The sequence below is a fragment of the Corynebacterium tuberculostearicum SK141 genome (genome assembly GCF_000175635.1).
Taxonomy (GTDB): domain Bacteria; phylum Actinomycetota; class Actinomycetes; order Mycobacteriales; family Mycobacteriaceae; genus Corynebacterium; species Corynebacterium tuberculostearicum_C.
On the sequence record NZ_ACVP01000032.1, the window covers coordinates 57,571 to 75,857 of the forward strand.

Genomic DNA, 18,287 nt, shown 5'->3' on the forward strand with positions numbered 1-18,287 from the left:
TTTATGCTCCTACGTATGTATCTGTGCCGGAGCGGCGCGGGGTGCGTCGCAGGCGGTTTGTGCGCAAAGCTACCAGTGCGCAGACTGTTCCAATAATAACCATGAGCCATTGCAGGGGCGAACCAAACCTCACGGAAAAGGTCTCTCCGCTACGCAAGGGCAACTGCTCTACTAACGCGTCCGGCGTGAAAATCTCCGTGGACTGGCTAACGTGGCCATCTGGGTGAACAATGGCGGATACTCCAGAGGTCGCCGCCACCACCACGGCTCGGTCCGTCTCCATGGCGCGCAATCGGCTCATGGCCAATTGTTGGTAGGTCATATCGGAATAGCCAAAGGTGGCGTTATTGGTGGGAGTAGTCAGTAGTTGTGCACCATTTTTCACCGACTCCCTAAAGGCGTTATCGAAGGAGACCTCGTAGCACGTTGCCACGCCTACCGGCACTCCCGCCATGGAGACAACGCCTGGGCCGTCGCCGGGTTTGAAGTCACCGGCTAGATTCACATAGTCAGAAAATTTGGCAAAGAAGTCCCGCATGGGCATGGTTTCACCGAAGGGCTGCAGGTACTTCTTATAGTGGTGGTCTCCTACCGTATGCCCGGGAGCAAAGACCTGCATTGTGTTGCGGGCTCCCACCTCATCCCGCGTAGCGGTGCCAACCAAAACAGGTGCGTCTATCGCATCGACGGCGCCACTGATCGCCGAGGCTGCCTTGCCGTCACGGAATGGGTTGATATCAGAGGAGTTTTCGGGCCAGATGACTAGGTCAATGTCCTTGTCGCGTGCGGCCAGCTTCTTTGTCTCAGCCACGTGGTTGTTAAGGACCGCTTGGCGTTGCCCGGCAAAGTCTAGGCCCATGCGTGGTACGTTTCCTTGGATAGCGGCAACCTTTGCTTCCCCGACAGTGGAATCGTCTCGGTTGATTCCCAGACCTGCCACCGTTGCGCTTGCAAGGGGAAGGATAGCTGCTAAGAATGCGGCGCTTTTGGCTTTCCATCCGCGTTGAATCAGCAGTGCAGCGAGACCGCAACCGCACAGAACCGTGGCTGCGGTAATGAGCGAGGTTCCACCCCACGGAGCCAGGTTGGCTAGCGGTCCGTCGATTTGTCCCCAAGCCAATTTCACCCAAGAAAAACCGCCGAAAGGTACCGAAGAACGCAACACCTCCACCGCGAGGTAGAAGAACGGGAAGGCAATAAAACCGTATTTCCACCGCGCTACTGCCGCGCCGCCAATGCCCAGTAGAATCGCGTATACCGAAAGCCATATAGCCAAAGCGATGTATGGCCCACTGCCCACTAATTCGCCGATCCATGGCAGCGTCAGCAGGTACAGCACGAGCGAATGCGCGACTGCAAGAAGCGCGCCCACACGGGCGGTAACGTGCCTAGTTCCCCACGGCAGCAAGCTCGCGTACAGCAAGCCCACGCCCACAATGGCAGCCCACCACCAGCCACGGGGCTCTATGGCGGCATATGTGAGCAGACCGGAAAGGCCCGCCACTACGAGGCGGGCAAGAGTTAGCACCACTAGCTCTTTCCGCCCTTGGACTCGCCACCGGAGGGTCCGAAGTCATCTGGATCCAGGTTCTCGCTCCAACGGCGGATCTCTTCCTCATCCAACACTTCATGCGGGCCAGCATCCTGCATGCTGGGGTGCCCACTTTGTGTTGCTTGGCCACGACCAAAGGAGCCAAAGTCGCCATAAGAGTCGTGCTGCTGTGCCATTGGGGTGGCCTCGTAGATCTTAACGCCCATGTTTTCGATCTTGCGGTACAAGGAGGCCGCTAGCACCGTGCGCAAGACGGCGCGGGTCGGCGAGAAGATAAAGAGGGCTCCGAGGATCGTCGTCAAGAAGCCCGGCAAAGAAAGCAACATGCCGCCTACCAAGGTAAGGCCCACATTGCTGGCGGTCTTGCCCACATTGCCGGCGTGAACGACGTATGTACCGTCCCCTGTGCGTTCGACCTGCTTTCCCATCAAGCGGCGCACTTCAAGGCCAGCGATGGACATTCCGAAGAACATGGTGACAAAGAGTGCGATAAGCGCCCAGCCAACGCCGATCCATTTTGAGACGGCCCAAAAAGTCAGGGTCTCTGCGACCATGTAGAGAGCAAAATACATAAACGGCATGGCCTCAGTCTAACGAGGCAGACTGATAAAGTGCTGGCAACACTCATGCGCGAGGCTGCAGCCGCGGCAGGTTAAACTAGTGCGCATGCTTACTCCTGCGCTTTTTGAAGACCCCCAGTACGGCACGTGCATCCGCATCTACGTTGCCGGCGGCAGCACCCACGCCCAGGATTGGGTCACTTTGGCGCAGTGCGCCAGTGCTTGTGCGGATGGGTATGTCTACATCGACCGGTTCTCCGCAATCGAGCTGCGCGGCATTAAGGATGCGGAGGCACTCATTCAGCAGCTCCAGGAGTTGCAATTGCGCGCCACGGCGATGCCGGTGCTGGCTTCGCCATTGTCGGCGGAGGCCAAGCAAACGGCCCAGGATATCGCGGCTGAGCTAGGAGCGGCAAAAGGCGGTCCCGGACTGGCCGTTATCGCCCACGACGACGTACCGACCGGCGCGGCCGCAGTCAGCCTTAGCATCGACGGGGACGGTGCCCTGCGCCTTGAGCGTTCCCCGCTTGGCGACGCCCCCTCGGCCCCACTGACTCCGCACGCTGCCGCCCACCACTATGAGGAGGCGCTCCAAGGCACCGAATCCCTAGAGCATGATGCCTCCGCCCTGGCAGAACCAGGCCCTATTGGCTGGTTAGATGATCATTTGCCTGCGGGCGTAGTTGACCTCGGCGCGGGCGTGCACCGCGGCGCCATCCCTGCTGAGTTTGCGCAGCTCATCGGCCAATTAGAGGTAGACATCACCGTCACCCCGTGGGGCGGATTAGTCTTTCACAATATTGCCGAGGGCGACGCCGAAGTGGTACTGCGCGTACTCGCCCCACGCGGTTTTATCTTCGATATCAACTCTCCCCTGCTGCGCGCAGAGTAGAAAGAGCGCAAGGTTTAGCGCGGCATGTGCCGCCATATTGGGCGCGGTACAAGCCGCATGACCCACGCTAGGCCCTGCAGAGCCCGAGGAATCCACACGGTGCGCGAACGCGGCTTACCGCGCCGTGCATCGCGGTCAATACAACCGACAACTGCCTCGGCCACATCTGCCGGACGCACAGAAAGCGGCGCCGGCTTCATTCCTTCGGTCATGCTGCCGATGACAAAGCCAGGACGCGCGGTAATAAGGCCTACCTGGCTGCCGTGCAGCTTGTCCGCCAGTCCCTGACAGAAGGCATCAAGACCGGCCTTGGTAGATCCGTACACGTAATTTGCCCGGCGGGCCCGCCAGCCTGCTATCGAGGAAAATGCGACGATATGACCGCGGTGCATGCGCTGGGAAACCAGCGTAAGCAGTGAAATCTGCGCGGCATAATCGATTGTGGCGATGTCGACCGCGTGGGACGCATCGCGTTCTGCCCGCTGCTGGTCACCAAGGATGCCGAAGGCGACGACAGCAAGCTCAATGGGGCCTGCCAACTCTATGGCGCGATCGACCACACCGGCATGGGACGGAAAATCTGCGGCGTCGAAATCGAGCAGATGAACGCTGCGCGCACCTGCCGCCCGGAGCCGGCCTTCCACGCCTTCCATACCGTGGGTGCCTCGAGCGGCGAGCACAATATCTTGGCCAGGGGCTACTCGCCTAGCGATTTCTCCGCCAATATCGCTGCGGCCGCCCAGAATCAGTACGCCAGCCATTAACGGACGTCACGCGGAGCTTGGTTCAGGGACTCGTAGCCATCGTTGGTCAGCACCACGATGTCTTCCAAACGCATGCCCCACTTGCCTTCCAAGTAAATACCCGGCTCAATGGAAAAGGCCATGCCCTCCTCCAAGGCGAGATCGTTGCCTTCCATAATGAAGGGCTCCTCGTGCGTGGACAGGCCGATGCCATGACCGGTGCGGTGGACAAAGTAGTCGCCCCAGCCGGCCGCCGAGATCGCCTGGCGGACGATGGCATCGATGTCTGCGGCGGTGCTGCCGGGGTGGGCTGCAGCTCGGCCGGCGGCTTGGGCGTCAGCAAGCACGGCATAGGCATCCTGGAAATCCCGCGGAGCCTTGGAAATATCCCCGCCCACTACGTAGGTGCGGGTGCAATCGGAGTGGTAGCCGGAAGGCAAAGTGCCGCCGATATCGACGACGACTGGCTCGCCCTCAGCCAACTCGCGATCCGAAAAGCTATGGTGCGGGTTGGCGCCATTCGGGCCCGAGCCGACGATGACGAAATCGATAACAGAGTGCTCCTGCAGGATGAGCTTTTCCAGTTCGTGGGCGACCTCGGCCTCAGTACGACCGGCCTGCAAAAGCTGTGGAACTTGCGCGTGGACTGCGTCGATGGCATGGCCAGCCTTGCGCAGCTCAGCAATCTCAGCCTCATCCTTGCGGGTAAAGAGTTCGGCCAGTGCGTAAGTGGCCAGTTCATAGCTGGCGTGTGGAAGCAGATCTTGGAAACGCAGCACGTGGTCTGCCGTCAGCGACTGTCCCAGCGCTACCTTGCCTAGTCCGTCGCCTGCGCCACGCAGTGCCAGCTCGTACGGGTCCTCACCATCGTTCCAACCGCGCAGCTCCACATCCAGCTGACCTACCGGTGCAGCCTTGATATCGGTGATATCGGTATTAGGCGCGACGATCCATGCAGTGCCCCGCTGCGGCACGACCAAGACCGTCAAGCGTTCGTGGGAAGAGACCCAGGAGCCGGTGAGGTAGGCAAAGTCTGATCCCGTGCCAATGAGGAGCAAATCGATGCCCTTGTCTGCAGCCGCCTTTTGTGCGGCGTGCAGACGCTGGGCGTAGACATCAGCGGAAAAAGTCTGAGTATCAGTCATGCCCCAGAGTCTACTCGTCCGCGCCGCGGATTTTAGGCGCCAATGGCTACGACACCGCGCTGAATTGCGTCAATGGCCCGGCGGGCGTTGCGCTGAATTTCGCCGTCGTACCCCGTCTTAGCCACTTGTTGCAGCAGGTCGATGACTTGGCGGCACCAACGGACAAAATCACCCGGGGTGAGCTCAGCTCCAGCCTCATTGGCCGCAGCCATGCAATAGCCCAAGGGCGCGCCAGCCGCCCATTGGTGTACCGCCAAGGCGAACCCGGCTTCCGGTTCGCGGGTAGGCGGCAGCCGGTGGCGTTGCTCATCTGCGGTCAGTTCGGTGTACACGCGCCAGGTGGCATTCATAGCGTCAGCCATGCGCTCGGTGGCCGCTTCAGGCTGCCCACTGGTGGCCTTGCGGTTTTCGAAACAGCACAGGGAGGCAACACCGGCAAGCTCTGCGGGATCCAGTTCATCCCAAATTCCGCGCTTGAGGCATTGGGCCACGAGCAGATCGGATTCGCTGTGAATTTTGGCAAGGCGCTCACCTTCTTCGGTGATGACCGGCGTGCGGTCCGCGCCAACCCCGGTGAACTCGACGTAGTCCATCTCTGCGAGGAGATCCACAATGCGCTCGAAAGTGCGGCCCAAAGTATCCGTAGCCTTATTGACCTTGGATTGCAGCTTGTCCCGATCACGCTCGCGCCGTGCAAGCTTTTGTGCCAGGCCCGCCAGCTGTTCGCGGTCAGTAGCCGGCCAATCGTGAGCTGGATGAGCACGCAGTGCGTCGCGCAACTGCCCCACTCGCTTATTAGGCCGGGCGCGGGTGTGCGACTTCATGCGCTTGGGCCGGTCGAAGTGTTCGCGGTGCAAAACATCCTGCACATATCGGGTATTGCGGCGTGGATTCTTGCGCACCGGCTTGGGGATCTTGATGCTACCGACTTGGATCGGAGGGTTATTGATTCCGGCTGCATCGATACGGCCAGACCACCCAGACTCAGTGGTAATCCACGGCCGGGGATCCGCAGTTTGGTTCGCGGGAGTAACAACCGCAGCGAGAATAGGACGCTTCTTGCCGGGCATCGCAATAACATCGCCCAGCTGCAAGCGTCCCAGTACCGCAATCACCTCTTGGTTGCGCTGGTTGGCACTATCGATTTCTGATTGCTTTTCCTCGGCCGTGAGCTCGCGGCGCAGGCGGACATAGTCCATGAGAACCTCGGCGGGATCTTCCCCGTCCTTTGCAGGCGGTGCAAGCGACGACACGGCATCATCGAGCTGGTTGCGCAGTTCTCGCACGCGATGCTCGGCGCGTTCAATCTCGCGCGTTTCCTCCACGACGGAGCCATCGGCCTGGAACTGTGCGAAGGACTTTTCCAACAAACGCAGAGATTCCTCGAAACCAAGCATGCCCAGCAAATTGATCGCCATATTGTAACCCGGTGCAAAAGTGGAAATGAGAGGATACGTACGGGTAGAAGCAAGGCCAGCTACTTGACGCGGATCCATGGCGGGTGCCCATTGCACAACTGCATTGCCCAACGTATCGATGCCACGGCGTCCTGCCCGGCCAGTCAGCTGCGTGTACTGGCCTGGGGTGAGATCGACGTGCGCCTCACCATTGAACTTAATGAGCTTTTCTAGCACCACGGTGCGCGCCGGCATATTAATGCCAAGAGCAAGCGTTTCAGTAGCGAACACGGCACGGACGAGGCCGCGTACGAATAGGTCTTCTACGATGTGCCGGAAGGCGGGCAGCATGCCCGCATGGTGTGCGGCAAAGCCGCGGGACAGGGCTTCGCGCCAGCGCTTGAAGTCTAGAACCTGCAGATCTTCTTCAGGGATACCTTCCACACCCGCATCGACAATGTCTTTAATCTGCTGTGCTTCCTCCTGGGAGGTAAGCACCATGCGGCTGCGCAGGCACTGATAGAGAGCGCCGTCGCAGCCTGCACGGGAGAAAATGAAGGTGATCGCCGGAAGCATGTCCTGCGATTGCAGTACCTTCAATACCTCTGGGCGGCCCAAGGGGCGGTAGCGATCCTGCTGCCGGGCGGCACCGGATCGTCCCCTTCCCTTACCGTGGAATTCGCTGCGCCCGCCGCCCTTGTGACGGGCGCGAGCGCGAAAACCTTTGCCGGACTTATAGTCCGCGCGACCATCGTCGGTATCGCCAGCTTCCAGGCGCTGGATCCTACGCTCTAGCTCAGCGTTGACCTGTCCGCCAGATTCTGGCTCGAAGAGCGGATAAATCTTGCGCCCCAGCATCATCCACTGGTCGAGAGGAACTGGGCGGTGTTCGGAAACGATGACGGTGGTATCGCCGCGCACGGTTGACAGCCAGTCGCCGAATTCTTCCGAATTGGACACGGTGGCAGATAGGCCAATGATGGAGACATGATCCGCGAGGTTGAGAATGACCTCTTCCCACACAGCACCGCGGGAAGCATCGGCCAAAAAGTGGATCTCATCCATGACCACGTGGGTCAAGCGATCGAGGGCCGCGGATTCTGCGTAAATCATATTGCGCAGCACCTCGGTGGTCATGACGACGATCTCTGCATCAGAGTTGATCGATACGTCACCGGTGAGCAGGCCTACGGCCTCTTCGCCATGCTCTTCCACCAAGTCGTGGTACTTCTGGTTGCTCAAGGCTTTAATCGGCGTCGTATAAAAGCACTTGGTTCCCCGGCTCAGCGCCAAAGAGACAGCAAATTCGCCCACGATGGTTTTGCCGGCGCCGGTCGGCGCGCAGACCAGTACGCCGTGACCGTTTTCCACGGCCTGGCAGCCCTTTACCTGGAACTCATCCAACGGGTATGGCAGGGCTGCGGTAAAAGAATCCAGATGAGTTTCAGTCATGACTCCCCAGGCTACCCGTGCCTAGAGGACATCGTCGAAAAAGCCGCCGCTTGTCGACGGAGCGTCCTTGCCACCGGTGGTCCACGTCTGCTGCGGCTGCTGCTGTGCCTGTTGTACTGGCTGTGAAACGGGCTGAGAGGGCCCCGGCGAAGGGCTGACTCGGCTCGGCGCCTCGACTGGAGTTGGCCCTCCAACGGCTTGTGGTGCAGCGCCAAGCGGCGAAGCAGTCTCATCATCGAGATCCATCCACTCGGGGCGTTCGCGTTGTATGCGCTTGTCGTGGAGGCGGCAGAACTGGAATGCGAACTCGATGAGCAAGATCAGTGAGCCAGCCAGTACCACCATCGAAAAAGGATCCTGGCCTGGGGTGACGAAGGCGGCGAAAATCATCACGACGACAATGATGATGCGACGCTTGTCTTTGACGTGTTCATATTCGAGCACGCCAATCAGGTTCAGGGACACGATAAGTAGTGGGATTTCAAAGCTGATGCCAAAGATGAGCAGCAGGGCCAGGAGAAAGTAGAAATATCGCTCACCGGTCAGGGCCGCTGTTTGATACTCGGCGCCGATTCCCATGAGGAATTCCAGACCAACGGACAAAATGAAGTACGCCAACACTGCGCCGGCAACGAACAGACCCACCGCGGCGCTGACAAAGCTCAACGTGTAGCGGCGCTCGTTCTTATGGAGACCTGGCACAACGAAGGCCCAGACCTGATACAGCCACACCGGCGAGGACAATACGGTGCCAGCCAAGGCGCCTACTTTCAGGCGCAATAGGAGCATTTCAAACGGGCTGGTGGCCAATAGTCGGCACTCGCCGTCGGCACTGAAAGAGGCGCGCTTATCTGGGGGCAGTGCACAATACGGCTCTCGTAGAATTTCACCTAACGGAGACAGCCCGAATGGTGCTCGTTGGTACCAAATGAACCCGATGATGGCCCCGACGACAACCGCTAACACGGAAATAATGATGCGGCGGCGCAGCTCCTGGAGGTGCTCCACCAAGGTCATCTCCCCGGTAGGGTTCTTCTGCTTGCGCGAAAAGCGCAGCTTTCCCTTCACGCTCTTGCTTGCCTTCTGGGCAGGTACAGGCTGTGACTGTGACGACATCAGTGTGGCTCTTTCAACGCAAAGAAGCGAACACTTCCCTACTGCGCGGATTGCGGGTGCATATCCGCCGCTGCAGGGGTGTTCGCGCGACGACAGGTTAGGGGCGTTTACTGCTGAGTATTGGTGTTGCTCTGCTGGCCCGGCTGCATGTCTGGTCGGTTCCAGAATTCCTCATCGGACTGCTGCTTCTGGTTTAGCTGCGCCTGAGACTGAGAACGCTGGGCATCCTCGGAATGCATCTCATTGACCTCAGACTTGAAGATGCGCGCGGAACGGCCAATAGAGCGTGCCAATTCCGGCAACTTCTTTGCACCGAATAGCAAGACGATGACAAGAACAATTGCGCCAATTTCCATAGGCCCTATGCTCATGGAGAAACCTCTTTTCAACTAGTGCACCAGCATGCCGGGAAGCATCACCGCCAACTTATCTGCCGGCGGGCAGGCGCAGTAAACGGGCAAGTAACTGGCTACTGAGTATAGCCGCTCAACGCGGTGTTTCCTCGCTCCGCAATGAGGTTTACCACGGATTGAGGAGCCACTACCCGCAACCTATCAGCTTGACCAAGGGCAAAGCGAATAAGCCAATCCACTGATCCCATTGGCATCGTTGCAGCTACTTCCCCATTTCCTAAGTCTTCACCCAGGCGCATATCGTAATACTCAGCCAGCCACGTGAATTCTTGGTTAATTGCTAGTTGCACGGTGTCCCCATCGCCCAAATTAAAGGGTGATGCGGCATCAAAGTCGAGATCTTTCAGATGCGGCTGGGATTTTTCCTCCACGATGCGAGCCTTACTAATGCGGTCGATGCGGAAGGTGCGATGCGCTTGCTTTGCTTCCTCCCAAGCGGCCAAGTAAGGCTCGGAATCGACGATGAAAATGCGGGCTGGGTCCACCACCCTCTCGGATTCTGCATTTGAGGAAGCGCTCCAGTAACGCAGCCGTACCCGCTTTCTTTCATTGACGGCTTGGGTCAAAAGCGCCTGGATATCAGTCTCTTCAGGGGCGGGAGTAGACAGCGACTCATAGATGGCGACTGTCTTTTCATCCATGATGTCGCGCAGCTTAGTGGCGGCGGATTCGACCGCGCGGGCGTCGATTAGCCCTGGCATCGCCTGCAAGGACTCCAGGGTAAGGAGCAAAGCACCGGCTTCCGTCGGGGTAAGGCGCAGCGCTTGACTCAAGCCCTGATCGTTGTGAATGGTTACCCCATCGCGATAACTGAAGGTGAGATCAATGAGATCCTCGGTATTGCGCCCCGTGCCTGAACAAAAGAGCCGGTCAAGAGCATCCTTCAGTTCGCCAGGATCCATACCCAAATCTTTGGCCGCTTCCATAGGCGTCTTGTCGGGATGGTTTTTAAAGTAGGGAATCAGGTTCAAAGAGCGCACCAGCGCTTGGAGCTTTAGCGATCCGTCAGCCATGTCTAGCCTTCCTCCTGCGATTGCGACACCCTGCGTAAAAGGGAGATGACCTCTTGGCGTACCCCGACTGGTTCGAGCACCTGTACTTCTGGGGCGTAGCCGGCCGCGGTGCGCACGACCCAATCCTTATCTACCTTCTGCAGTAGCACCGTGCCATCGGGTTGTTTCTCGCCAGCATCCATGAGCTCCCTCGCCTGCCCCTCTGGGATGACAAGGCGCGCATCGACTTTTTCCCCTCGGTGCAGTGCACGCTCTACCAATACCTGCAAATCTTCAGTTGGATTGGGGTGCTCCGCGGGATCGTGCGAGCGTTTGATGTCAGAGACGCGGAGGGCGCGAAAGACGCGCGGTTCGTTGCGGTCCACATCGAATCCCACGAGGTAGATGCGACTGTCCCGGTTGACCACTCCCCACGGGTCCATGACACGGCGTACCGGCTCAGTAGCCGGATTAGCACGGTAGGAAAACGTAATGCGCAGCTGATTGCGCACCGCAGCGAGCACCGCGGTGATGATTTCTGGGGCGAGTCGCGTGATGTCATTGACCGCCGTGTAAACCGGTGCGCCTGCGAGGTTGCGCGAGGCGCCGCTGGCAGCAATCTTCGTCCATCCCGACAGGGAAAAATCGCTTAAGCCGCCGGTGGTACCCACGCCTCCTGCAATACCTAGAACCATGGCCTCCTCAGGAGAAAACTCCACCGGAGGAAGCTGGTAGCTGCTCGAGTCAAGGCGATAGCGCGCACCATCTTCGCTACCGGAATGAACAATGGGCACCCCGGCGCGCTGGAGGGTTGCGATATCTCGTGCCAGAGATTTGGCGAAGGCTTCGTCTGATTTATCGCCGTATCCTGCTACATGACGGCGAATCCAAGAGGCGGTGCGGTCCGGGCTACCACCGGAGTTGGCGGCGCCCTGTAGCGCGAAAGAGAGGTTGGTGAGTCTTTCTACCGCCTCATCATGCCGTTTCGGCGCGGGGTTGTGTGCTGCCACGTGTTGTGTTGTCTCCCTGGTACGGCTCGTGTGCTTCTAGCTGTGGTGTAGACGCATATAGTCTAGCAACGCCTCGACCCGATCATCGTCGGCCACGAAGGGGTCTAGGAGCTCTTCGGTGCGTGGCTCTGGGCGGTTGACCTTGAGGCGCGTCCAGTCAACGGTGACGTTGGTCCCGAGGCTACGCGCAGCGGCAAGGAACTGGCCGCGCAGCGCAGCACGGGTGGTGGCAGGCGCTGTGTCCATGGCTCGTTCGATCTCAGAGTCTGTGATCCAGCGTTCGATAAGGCCCTTGCGCAGCAAGACATGGTAGAGCCCGCGGCTCGGCCGGATATCGTGATAGGTCATATCAATCTGGGCGAGCTTGGGGTGGTCCCAGTGACCACCCAGCCGTGCACGGTAGCGTTCGAGCAGTCCCAATTTAATGACCCAGTCGATTTCTCGGTCCACGCCGGAGAAGTCTTGAGTCTCAATGGCGTGCAGCATGCGCTGCCAGAGATCCACCACGCGCCGCATTTCTGCCGTGGGAGTACCGGCGTCTTCGCGTTCTTCCAACCATTGGGTTGCGCGCTGGCATAGTTGCTGCTGGACCTCGAGGGCGGTGACGGATCCCCCTCCCGCGAGTGGTAGTTCGGTCAAACCCGTCATATCACGTGCGATGGCGCGGATATGGTGAATGGGTTTTTCGATGTCGAACTCCGGCAACTCAAATCCGGCCTCCAGCATTTCCAAGATGAGGAGCGTGGAGCCAACCTTTAGCGCCATGGTGGGCTCGGCCATAGTGGAGTCACCCACTATGACGTGCATGCGGCGGAAGCGTTTGGAATCGCCGTGCGGCTCATCACGGGTATTGATGATCGGACGCGAGCGGGTGGTGGCCGAAGATACGCCCTCCCACACCTGGTCCGCGCGCTGCGAGAGCAGGAATTGGGCGGGTTTATCGCCCTTTGCGGGCTGCACCATGCCGGCGCCGCAAATGAGCTGGCGGGTAATAAGGAACGGAAGGAGCGCCAGCCCCAAATCCTTGAGCACCATGTGGCGGCTGATGAGGTAGTTTTCGTGGCAGCCAAAGGAGTTTCCGGCTGAATCCACGTTGTTCTTCAAGAGGTACACCGTGCGCGGGTGCCCCTCGGCGGCAAAGGCCTGCTCTGCTTGTTCGCCCAGCCGGTTGACTATTGCATCGCCGGCGCATTCATAGGCTAGAAGCTGGCTCAAGCTATCGCATTCGGCGGTGGCTACCTCGGGGTGGGATCCGACGTCGAGGTACAGGCGGCTCGCGTTGGTGGAAAAGATATTAGAGGAAGAATGTTCCTGGACGATGGGCCGGAAAAGCACGCGCGCCACTTCATCGGGGCTCAGGGCGCGTTCTCCTGGGCCCGCGCTGGTGGTTAAGCCATATTCCGTCTCGATGCCCATGATGCGACGGGCGAAGACGGGACGCTGGTCACTCACCCTTACTGCCCGCCCTTTTGGACATAGGAGCGCACGAATTCCTCGGCGTTGTTTTCTAGCAGGCCATCGATCTCATCGAGCAATTCATCGGTGCCGGTGGTGTTGATGCTCAGCTGCGTAGAGGTAAATTCCTCATCTCCGGTGGAGTCATCGCCGCCATTGCCGCCAGTGACCTGGGACTGGTGAGTAGACATAGGGAGGAAGTCCTTTCTTTGGCTTCTGCCTAATTGCTTGGTTATCAATTACGGTACTCGGGCTGGATACCGCTGTCAGTGAGTCCCTGGAGGAGATCCTCCACCGTACGTGCGGTGTCGATGATCTCCTCGCACTGGGCGCGGGTCAGGCCGGTGGTCTCATCCATCGGAACCGTGGCCCAGGGTGCCGCGGTTGTCTCGCCTACCCGAACGGTGAGGCTTTGCCAGCTCGCGGCGATGATGTCCTCGCCGAATTTCTGCGTCACTCGGCCGCGGAAATACGCGCGGGTATCCTCCGGAGGGGTGCTGGCGGCGTCTTCAATCTCTGCAGCGCTAAAGAGCTGCCGCATCTGACCTTTACGCACCAGCGCGTGATGGAGCGATTTGGCAGGATCGATCTCCGCGTATTGCAGGTCAATGAGCCGCAGCTTTGGGTCTGCCGGATCGATACCGCGGTCGAGGTAGCCCTTGATCAGGCGATACTTCGCCACCCAATCCAGAAGGTGCGCCGCCTGCATCGGATCTTCCGCAAGAAGCGCGACTGCCTCGTCCCAGGCCGCGAGCACCTTGCGCTCTGCGTCGGTGCGTGGGGTGACGCGGTCTCGGTATTCGGCGAGGATTTCTAGGGCGGTGAGCTGGCGGGCGTCGGCAAGCTCGAGGCGATGCTGAAGGGAGAGATCGCGGCTGACGCGCGGAACTTCCGCCACGGCATCCTGCAAGCGGAGATCGCTAAAGTCCACACCCTGCTCAATCGCATCGAGCACCAGCGAGGTCATGCCCAGTTTAAGCAGCGTGGAAGTCTGCGACATATTCGCATCCCCAATGATGACGTGGAGGCGCCCAAAGTCCGCGTGCACCGCATGCGGCTCATCGCGGGTATTGATGATGCCGCGATTAAGGGTGGTCTCCAGCGAAATTTCCTGCTCAATATAGTCAGCGCGCTGGGAGATCTGGAATCCCGGCTCCTCGCCAAACTCGCCGATCCCCATACGCCCGGCGCCGATGACTACCTGGCGGGCCACGAAAAACGGGATAAGGGCCTGCGCCATGGTGTCAAAGTCCGTGGCACGGGAGTACTGATAGTTCTCGTGCGAGCCATAAGACGCGCCCTTGCCGTCCACGTTGTTTTTATAGAAACGCAAGGCAGGGCACGGGTCATGGTTGGCAAGGACGGACTTTCCTTGCGCGCTGAGCCCCGCTACGGACGCGGCGGCTTGCAGGAGCGTGGCATCACCTGCGGCGTCGTAAAGCGTGGCGTCCCAAGCATTAGTGCATTCCGGCGCGGAATATTCTGGGTGCGCGTGGTCGACATAGAAGCGCGCGCCATTAGCCGTGACCACATTGGCCACCCCGATGGCGTTGGGATCCACCACGGGCACGGTGTGGTAGCGCTTGAGATCGAATCCGCGCGAATCGCGCAGCGGGTGCTCCTCGGCAAAGTCCCACCGCGAGCGCGCCCCAGTGTGCAGCGCGGCATACGCTACCACCGCGTGCGTGGAAGAAATGATGGGCGAATACTCCGGCAGCTCCGGGGTGGCGATTCCGTACTCGGTCTCTGTTCCTACAACGCGGCTCATGCGCTCCTCCTAGCGGTCAGTAGCTCCACCCGCTCAACGCGGGCACCAGCATGGTCTTGGGAGATGATCTTGGTCCACTCCTCGGGGTTGGTGGAGGTGGGCACGTACTCGGATTCGGCGCGCTCGGCCGCGATGGCCTGGAGCAAATGCTGCTTGGCGATGCCCCCGTGGCGCCCGCCTATCCCCTGCTCACTGCCCGCACGCTGCTGCAGTTCGTCCTTGATAGCCAGCTTCTTGGCGCGGGAGAGGATATTGGCAATCATCGCGCCGGAGACAAAGTCCCGGTAGTGCAATACCTCGCGCTCGCCGCTGGAAAAGTGCAGCTGCACAAAGGGGCGATCGGCATAGAGCTCGTCCACCGCGGCGCCGATGAGTTCCTCTAGCGTGCCCTGGTGCGGCACGGATTCTGCAAAGTGGCGTGCAAAGATCTCGCGGGCGCCCTCTTTATTCGGGCGGTTGACCCGGATCTTGATATCCAGCCGGCCGGGGCGCATGATGGCGGGATCGATGAGCTCCTCGCGGTTGGTCGCGCCAATGACGATCACATTGGAAAGGCTTTCTACTCCGTCGAGTTCTGTGAGCAGCTGCGGCACCACCGTGGTTTCCATATCCGAGGACACGCCTGAGCCACGGGTGCGGAAGATGGATTCCATCTCATCAAAAAATATGACTACCGGCCGGTCAGAACTCAGCTGGGCTAGTTCGCGGGCGCGCTCAAAGATGAGGCGGATGCGGCGTTCCGTCTCACCTACATACTTATTGAGCAGCTCTGGGCCCTTGATATTGAGGAAGTAACTCGGCCCATCACTGCCCAATTGCTGCGCCAAGGAATGGGCCACGGCCTTGGCGATGAGCGTCTTTCCGCACCCAGGCGGGCCATAGAGGAGGACACCCTTAGGCGGCTGCAGCTCGTAGTGGTGATAGAGGTCGGGATGGATAAACGGCAGCTCCACGGAATCGCGGATCTGGGAAATCTGTTCGTCCAGGCCACCGATGTCCTCGTAGCGCACATCGGGGACCTCCTCAAGGGAGAGCTGGGAGACCTCCGTCTTTTCCACCTTTTCCAGCGCGATGGCAGCCTTGGGATCGACTAGCACTATCTCGCCTGCTGCCACGCGGGCTTCCTCGCGCAATGTCTGCGATAGCAGCACCACTTTTTCCTCGCCAGAGGAGTTGGCCACGATGAGGCGTTGATCTCCTAGGCGCTCTACCACGGTGGCGAGCTCGCCCGTACGCTCGGGTGCGCACCCTTCCACCACTACGAAGCCGTCGCCCAAGCGAACCTGCTGGCCGGCCACTAGGCTGCCTGGTTCCACATTGGGCGAAACCTTAAGCTGCATGACGCGGCCGTTGGTGTAGACCTCCGCGGTGGTTCCCACCTCGCTGTGGGTAGGCGAATAGCCGAGGAAAACGCCGTAGGTCGATGCCGGCTCAGCCAGCGCGTTAAGCTCCGCAAAAAGCTGTTCGAGCTTCCCACGCGATTCCTTTAATAAGCCCGCCAACTTCTGATTGCGGGCAGCAAGCTGGCTGATCTGCCGCTTATAGTCCGTGGCTTCATCCATGCCCACTACTCTAACGCGGCCCAGTCGGCGAAAGAGGGCAGTTGCGCTTTAAATTCTGGGCGCTGAGGTGAGCCTATTTCCAGCTTTACTTGCGGGCGCGGCGCTGCGGGCGCGGCGGAGTGACGCCATCTGCCAAGCGGCGGGTCCAGATAAGGAAGGCGGTATGCGCATTCATACGGTGCTCCGGGCGGGTAGCCAGGCCTTCGACCTTCCATTCGCGCACCAGTGATTCCCAGGCCTTAGGCTCGGTAAAGCACTTGAGCTCGCGAATTCCTTCCATGACCTTCATCAACTGCGGCACCGTTGCCACGTAGGTCATGAACACTCCGCCAGGGATCAGGAGATCGCGCACGGTCTCCAGGTGCTCCCAGGGCTCGAGCATATCGAGAATGACGCGGTCGACCGGACCGCCCAAGTCCTCAGCGGTGACATCGCCCAGATCGCCGAGACGCGGCGACCACCACTCGGGCTGCTCGCCAAAGTATTCCTTGACGTTATCTACCGCATACTCGAGGTGATCATCGCGCACCTCATAGGAATACACATGCCCCTCTGGGCCCACGGCGCGCAGCAGCGACATGGATAGCGCACCGGAGCCGGCGCCGGCCTCGAGCACGCGCGCGCCCATGAAGATATCGCCCTCTACCAAAATCTGCGCCGCATCCTTGGGATAGATCACCGCAGCACCGCGCGGCATGGACAGCACGTGATCCACCATCAAGTGGCGGAAAAGGAGGAAGGAGGAGCCAAGCGTGGACTCAATAACCGAGCCCTCGTCCATACCCACGATGTCATCATGGTTAATGATGCCCTTGTGGGAGTGGAACTGGCCTCCTTCTTCCAGAATGACCGTGTAGTGGCGCCGCTTGGCGTCGGTAAGCTGCACGCGGTCGCCATAGGCAAAGGGGCCGGAATAAGCCATGTCTCAAGACTCCTCGAGGTTGCGGTTACTATCCCACCAAGTATGCCTCAAGTGCCTGCGCGAGCCATACTTGGTCCCGCTCGCCTACCATTTCTCGCGCCGAGTGCATGGACAGCATGGGCACGCCCACATCCACGGTATCGATGCCCAGACGCGTCGCCGTAATGGGACCAATGGTCGAGCCGCAGGGCACATCATTATTGCCCACAAACCGCTGCACCGGCACGCCTGCCTTCTCGCACGCTGCTTCCCACAACGCCACCGTGGTGGCATCGGAGGCATAGCGCTGGTTGCCATTGATCTTGGTCACGGGACCCTTGCCGATGATCGGATGGTGCGTGGGATCGTGCTTGCCCACGTAATTAGGGTGCACCGAATGCGCCGCATCGGCCGAGACACAGCTCGAGCGGGAAAACATCTGGAAGCGTTCCTCCTCATTGGCCCCCAGCGCCCGCGCCGTGCGGGTAAGAACATCCGCCAGGATGGGACCGCCTGCACCGTAGCGCGAGCTGGAGCCTACCTCTTCGTGGTCAAAGGCCATCATGACCAAGATATCCTTGCCCTGATATTCCTCGGCGGCCTTCTTCATCGCTTCCAACGAGGCATGTACGGAAGAAAGGTTATCCATGCGCCCGGCCGCGATGAACTGCTCGCCGGCGCCAAAGACTTCGCCGCGAGCAGCATCAGCCGTAATCAAGTTGAAGGAAGCAATATCTTGCTTGGCGACGCCCACCTTCTCCCCCACTACCTGCAAGATCGATGCCTCTGGGTCACCGACGCTCAGAACCGGCTGCATGTTGTGCTGACGATCCGGCTTAAACTCATCCTTGCGGTAGAGGTGAATGGCAAGGGACGGAAGGCGCAGTACCGGGCCAGTATTGACCAGGTGTCGTGTGCCATCCTTGGTGACAATCTGCCCGGCCACGGTCAGCTCCCGGTCAAACCAGGTATGCAGTAGCGCGCCACCATAGACCTCTACTGCCACCTGCTGCCAGCCGGCCGCGGAAAAGTCCGGCGTGGGTTTCAGCACCAGGCCCGGCGAATCTGTATGGGACCCCACGATGCGGAAACCAGAATTCTTATCTGCACCCTCTGGCACGTACCATGCTGCTACCGCGCCGCCGCGCACCATGACGTGGCCGCCAGGCGCAGCGGACCACTGCGTTCCCTCATCCTGTACCTCAAAACCCGCCGCGCTCAGCTGGCGGGATACCTCATCGGCAGCGTGGTACGAAGAAGGAGAAGCAGCAATGAAATCTAGGAAATCTGCGGTATAACTCATACCTTCTAGCTTGCCACGAATCGCGC

General features: G+C 59.8%; 16 protein-coding genes. 1 reads left to right on the plus strand and 15 read right to left on the minus strand.

Features of this window, described 5'->3' with window-relative positions; genetic code table 11:
* Nucleotide 1 precedes the first annotated feature (1 nt).
* Nucleotides 2-1,531, minus strand: a complete 1,530-nt coding sequence (gene lnt, locus CORTU0001_RS09935) for an apolipoprotein N-acyltransferase (protein WP_005329610.1) — start codon at nt 1,529-1,531, stop codon at nt 2-4.
* Nucleotides 1,531-2,133 carry an FxsA family protein gene (locus CORTU0001_RS09940; protein ID WP_005324766.1) on the minus strand — a complete coding sequence of 201 codons (603 nt, stop codon included), beginning with the start codon at nt 2,131-2,133 and terminating at the stop codon, nt 1,531-1,533. Before CORTU0001_RS09940 ends, lnt begins: the two co-directional genes overlap by 1 nt.
* An 85-nt stretch (nt 2,134-2,218) precedes the next feature.
* On the opposite strand from CORTU0001_RS09940, the gene CORTU0001_RS09945 reads away from it, so the two are divergent.
* Complete coding sequence (locus tag CORTU0001_RS09945; protein ID WP_034668730.1) at nt 2,219-3,004, plus strand: hypothetical protein; 786 nt, start codon at nt 2,219-2,221, stop codon at nt 3,002-3,004.
* A gap of 14 nt (nt 3,005-3,018) precedes the next feature.
* Here the strand turns inward: CORTU0001_RS09945 and CORTU0001_RS09950 are convergent, their stop codons facing one another.
* The 13 genes from CORTU0001_RS09950 to CORTU0001_RS10010 all read right to left on the minus strand — a co-directional run bounded on the left by CORTU0001_RS09950 (nt 3,019) and on the right by CORTU0001_RS10010 (nt 18,261).
* Nucleotides 3,019-3,765: an SDR family oxidoreductase gene (locus CORTU0001_RS09950; protein WP_005329620.1), complete on the minus strand. Its 747-nt coding sequence runs from the start codon at nt 3,763-3,765 to the stop codon at nt 3,019-3,021.
* Nucleotides 3,765-4,892, minus strand: coding sequence for a M24 family metallopeptidase (locus CORTU0001_RS09955; protein ID WP_005329622.1), 1,128 nt, complete (start codon nt 4,890-4,892; stop codon nt 3,765-3,767). The genes CORTU0001_RS09950 and CORTU0001_RS09955 overlap by 1 nt, the downstream gene beginning before the upstream one ends.
* A gap of 32 nt (nt 4,893-4,924) precedes the next feature.
* Entirely contained in the window at nt 4,925-7,741 is a 2,817-nt protein-coding gene (locus CORTU0001_RS09960; RefSeq protein ID WP_005329623.1) for a DEAD/DEAH box helicase, read from the minus strand.
* 21 nt (nt 7,742-7,762) lie between these two features.
* Nucleotides 7,763-8,857 (minus strand): twin-arginine translocase subunit TatC, encoded by a 1,095-nt coding sequence (tatC, locus tag CORTU0001_RS09965; protein WP_425265842.1) that lies wholly within the window; start codon nt 8,855-8,857, stop codon nt 7,763-7,765.
* Nucleotides 8,858-8,964: 107 nt separating this feature from the next.
* On the minus strand, nt 8,965-9,228 hold the full coding sequence (gene tatA / locus CORTU0001_RS09970; protein ID WP_034668719.1) for a Sec-independent protein translocase subunit TatA: 264 nt from the start codon (nt 9,226-9,228) through the stop codon (nt 8,965-8,967).
* A 98-nt stretch (nt 9,229-9,326) separates the two neighbouring features.
* Nucleotides 9,327-10,283: a helix-turn-helix transcriptional regulator gene (locus CORTU0001_RS09975; protein WP_005329629.1), complete on the minus strand. Its 957-nt coding sequence runs from the start codon at nt 10,281-10,283 to the stop codon at nt 9,327-9,329.
* A gap of 2 nt (nt 10,284-10,285) precedes the next feature.
* Complete coding sequence (locus tag CORTU0001_RS09980) at nt 10,286-11,272, minus strand: helix-turn-helix transcriptional regulator (RefSeq protein WP_005329631.1); 987 nt, start codon at nt 11,270-11,272, stop codon at nt 10,286-10,288.
* Nucleotides 11,273-11,308: 36 nt separating this feature from the next.
* On the minus strand, nt 11,309-12,688 hold the full coding sequence (pafA, locus tag CORTU0001_RS09985) for a Pup--protein ligase (protein WP_208853868.1): 1,380 nt from the start codon (nt 12,686-12,688) through the stop codon (nt 11,309-11,311).
* A 38-nt stretch (nt 12,689-12,726) separates the two neighbouring features.
* On the minus strand, nt 12,727-12,918 hold the full coding sequence (locus tag CORTU0001_RS09990; RefSeq protein ID WP_005329640.1) for a ubiquitin-like protein Pup: 192 nt from the start codon (nt 12,916-12,918) through the stop codon (nt 12,727-12,729).
* A gap of 44 nt (nt 12,919-12,962) precedes the next feature.
* Entirely contained in the window at nt 12,963-14,495 is a 1,533-nt protein-coding gene (gene dop, locus CORTU0001_RS09995) for a depupylase/deamidase Dop (protein ID WP_005329642.1), read from the minus strand.
* Complete coding sequence (gene arc, locus CORTU0001_RS10000) at nt 14,492-16,057, minus strand: proteasome ATPase (protein ID WP_005324780.1); 1,566 nt, start codon at nt 16,055-16,057, stop codon at nt 14,492-14,494. The genes dop and arc overlap by 4 nt, the downstream gene beginning before the upstream one ends.
* An 85-nt stretch (nt 16,058-16,142) precedes the next feature.
* The gene (locus tag CORTU0001_RS10005; protein ID WP_005324783.1) at nt 16,143-16,979 is read right to left on the minus strand and encodes a tRNA (adenine-N1)-methyltransferase; all 837 of its coding nucleotides are present in this window, start codon (nt 16,977-16,979) and stop codon (nt 16,143-16,145) included.
* 28 nt (nt 16,980-17,007) lie between these two features.
* Entirely contained in the window at nt 17,008-18,261 is a 1,254-nt protein-coding gene (locus tag CORTU0001_RS10010; RefSeq protein ID WP_034668733.1) for a M18 family aminopeptidase, read from the minus strand.
* Nucleotides 18,262-18,287 lie beyond the last annotated feature (26 nt).

Coding starts and splice junctions, on each gene's coding strand:
- dop (WP_005329642.1), bottom strand. CDS start 14,495: ATGAGCCGCGTTGTAGGAACAGAGACCGAGTACGGAATCGCCACCCCG.
- arc (WP_005324780.1), bottom strand. CDS start 16,057: ATGGATGAAGCCACGGACTATAAGCGGCAGATCAGCCAGCTTGCTGCC.
- CORTU0001_RS10010 (WP_034668733.1), bottom strand. CDS start 18,261: ATGAGTTATACCGCAGATTTCCTAGATTTCATTGCTGCTTCTCCTTCT.
- pafA (WP_208853868.1), bottom strand. CDS start 12,688: ATGGGCATCGAGACGGAATATGGCTTAACCACCAGCGCGGGCCCAGGA.
- CORTU0001_RS09960 (WP_005329623.1), bottom strand. CDS start 7,741: ATGACTGAAACTCATCTGGATTCTTTTACCGCAGCCCTGCCATACCCG.
- tatC (WP_425265842.1), bottom strand. CDS start 8,857: ATGTCGTCACAGTCACAGCCTGTACCTGCCCAGAAGGCAAGCAAGAGC.
- CORTU0001_RS09955 (WP_005329622.1), bottom strand. CDS start 4,892: ATGACTGATACTCAGACTTTTTCCGCTGATGTCTACGCCCAGCGTCTG.
- CORTU0001_RS09950 (WP_005329620.1), bottom strand. CDS start 3,765: ATGGCTGGCGTACTGATTCTGGGCGGCCGCAGCGATATTGGCGGAGAA.
- CORTU0001_RS09990 (WP_005329640.1), bottom strand. CDS start 12,918: ATGTCTACTCACCAGTCCCAGGTCACTGGCGGCAATGGCGGCGATGAC.
- CORTU0001_RS09940 (WP_005324766.1), bottom strand. CDS start 2,133: ATGCCGTTTATGTATTTTGCTCTCTACATGGTCGCAGAGACCCTGACT.
- CORTU0001_RS09945 (WP_034668730.1), top strand. CDS start 2,219: ATGCTTACTCCTGCGCTTTTTGAAGACCCCCAGTACGGCACGTGCATC.
- CORTU0001_RS09975 (WP_005329629.1), bottom strand. CDS start 10,283: ATGGCTGACGGATCGCTAAAGCTCCAAGCGCTGGTGCGCTCTTTGAAC.
- CORTU0001_RS10005 (WP_005324783.1), bottom strand. CDS start 16,979: ATGGCTTATTCCGGCCCCTTTGCCTATGGCGACCGCGTGCAGCTTACC.
- tatA (WP_034668719.1), bottom strand. CDS start 9,228: ATGAGCATAGGGCCTATGGAAATTGGCGCAATTGTTCTTGTCATCGTC.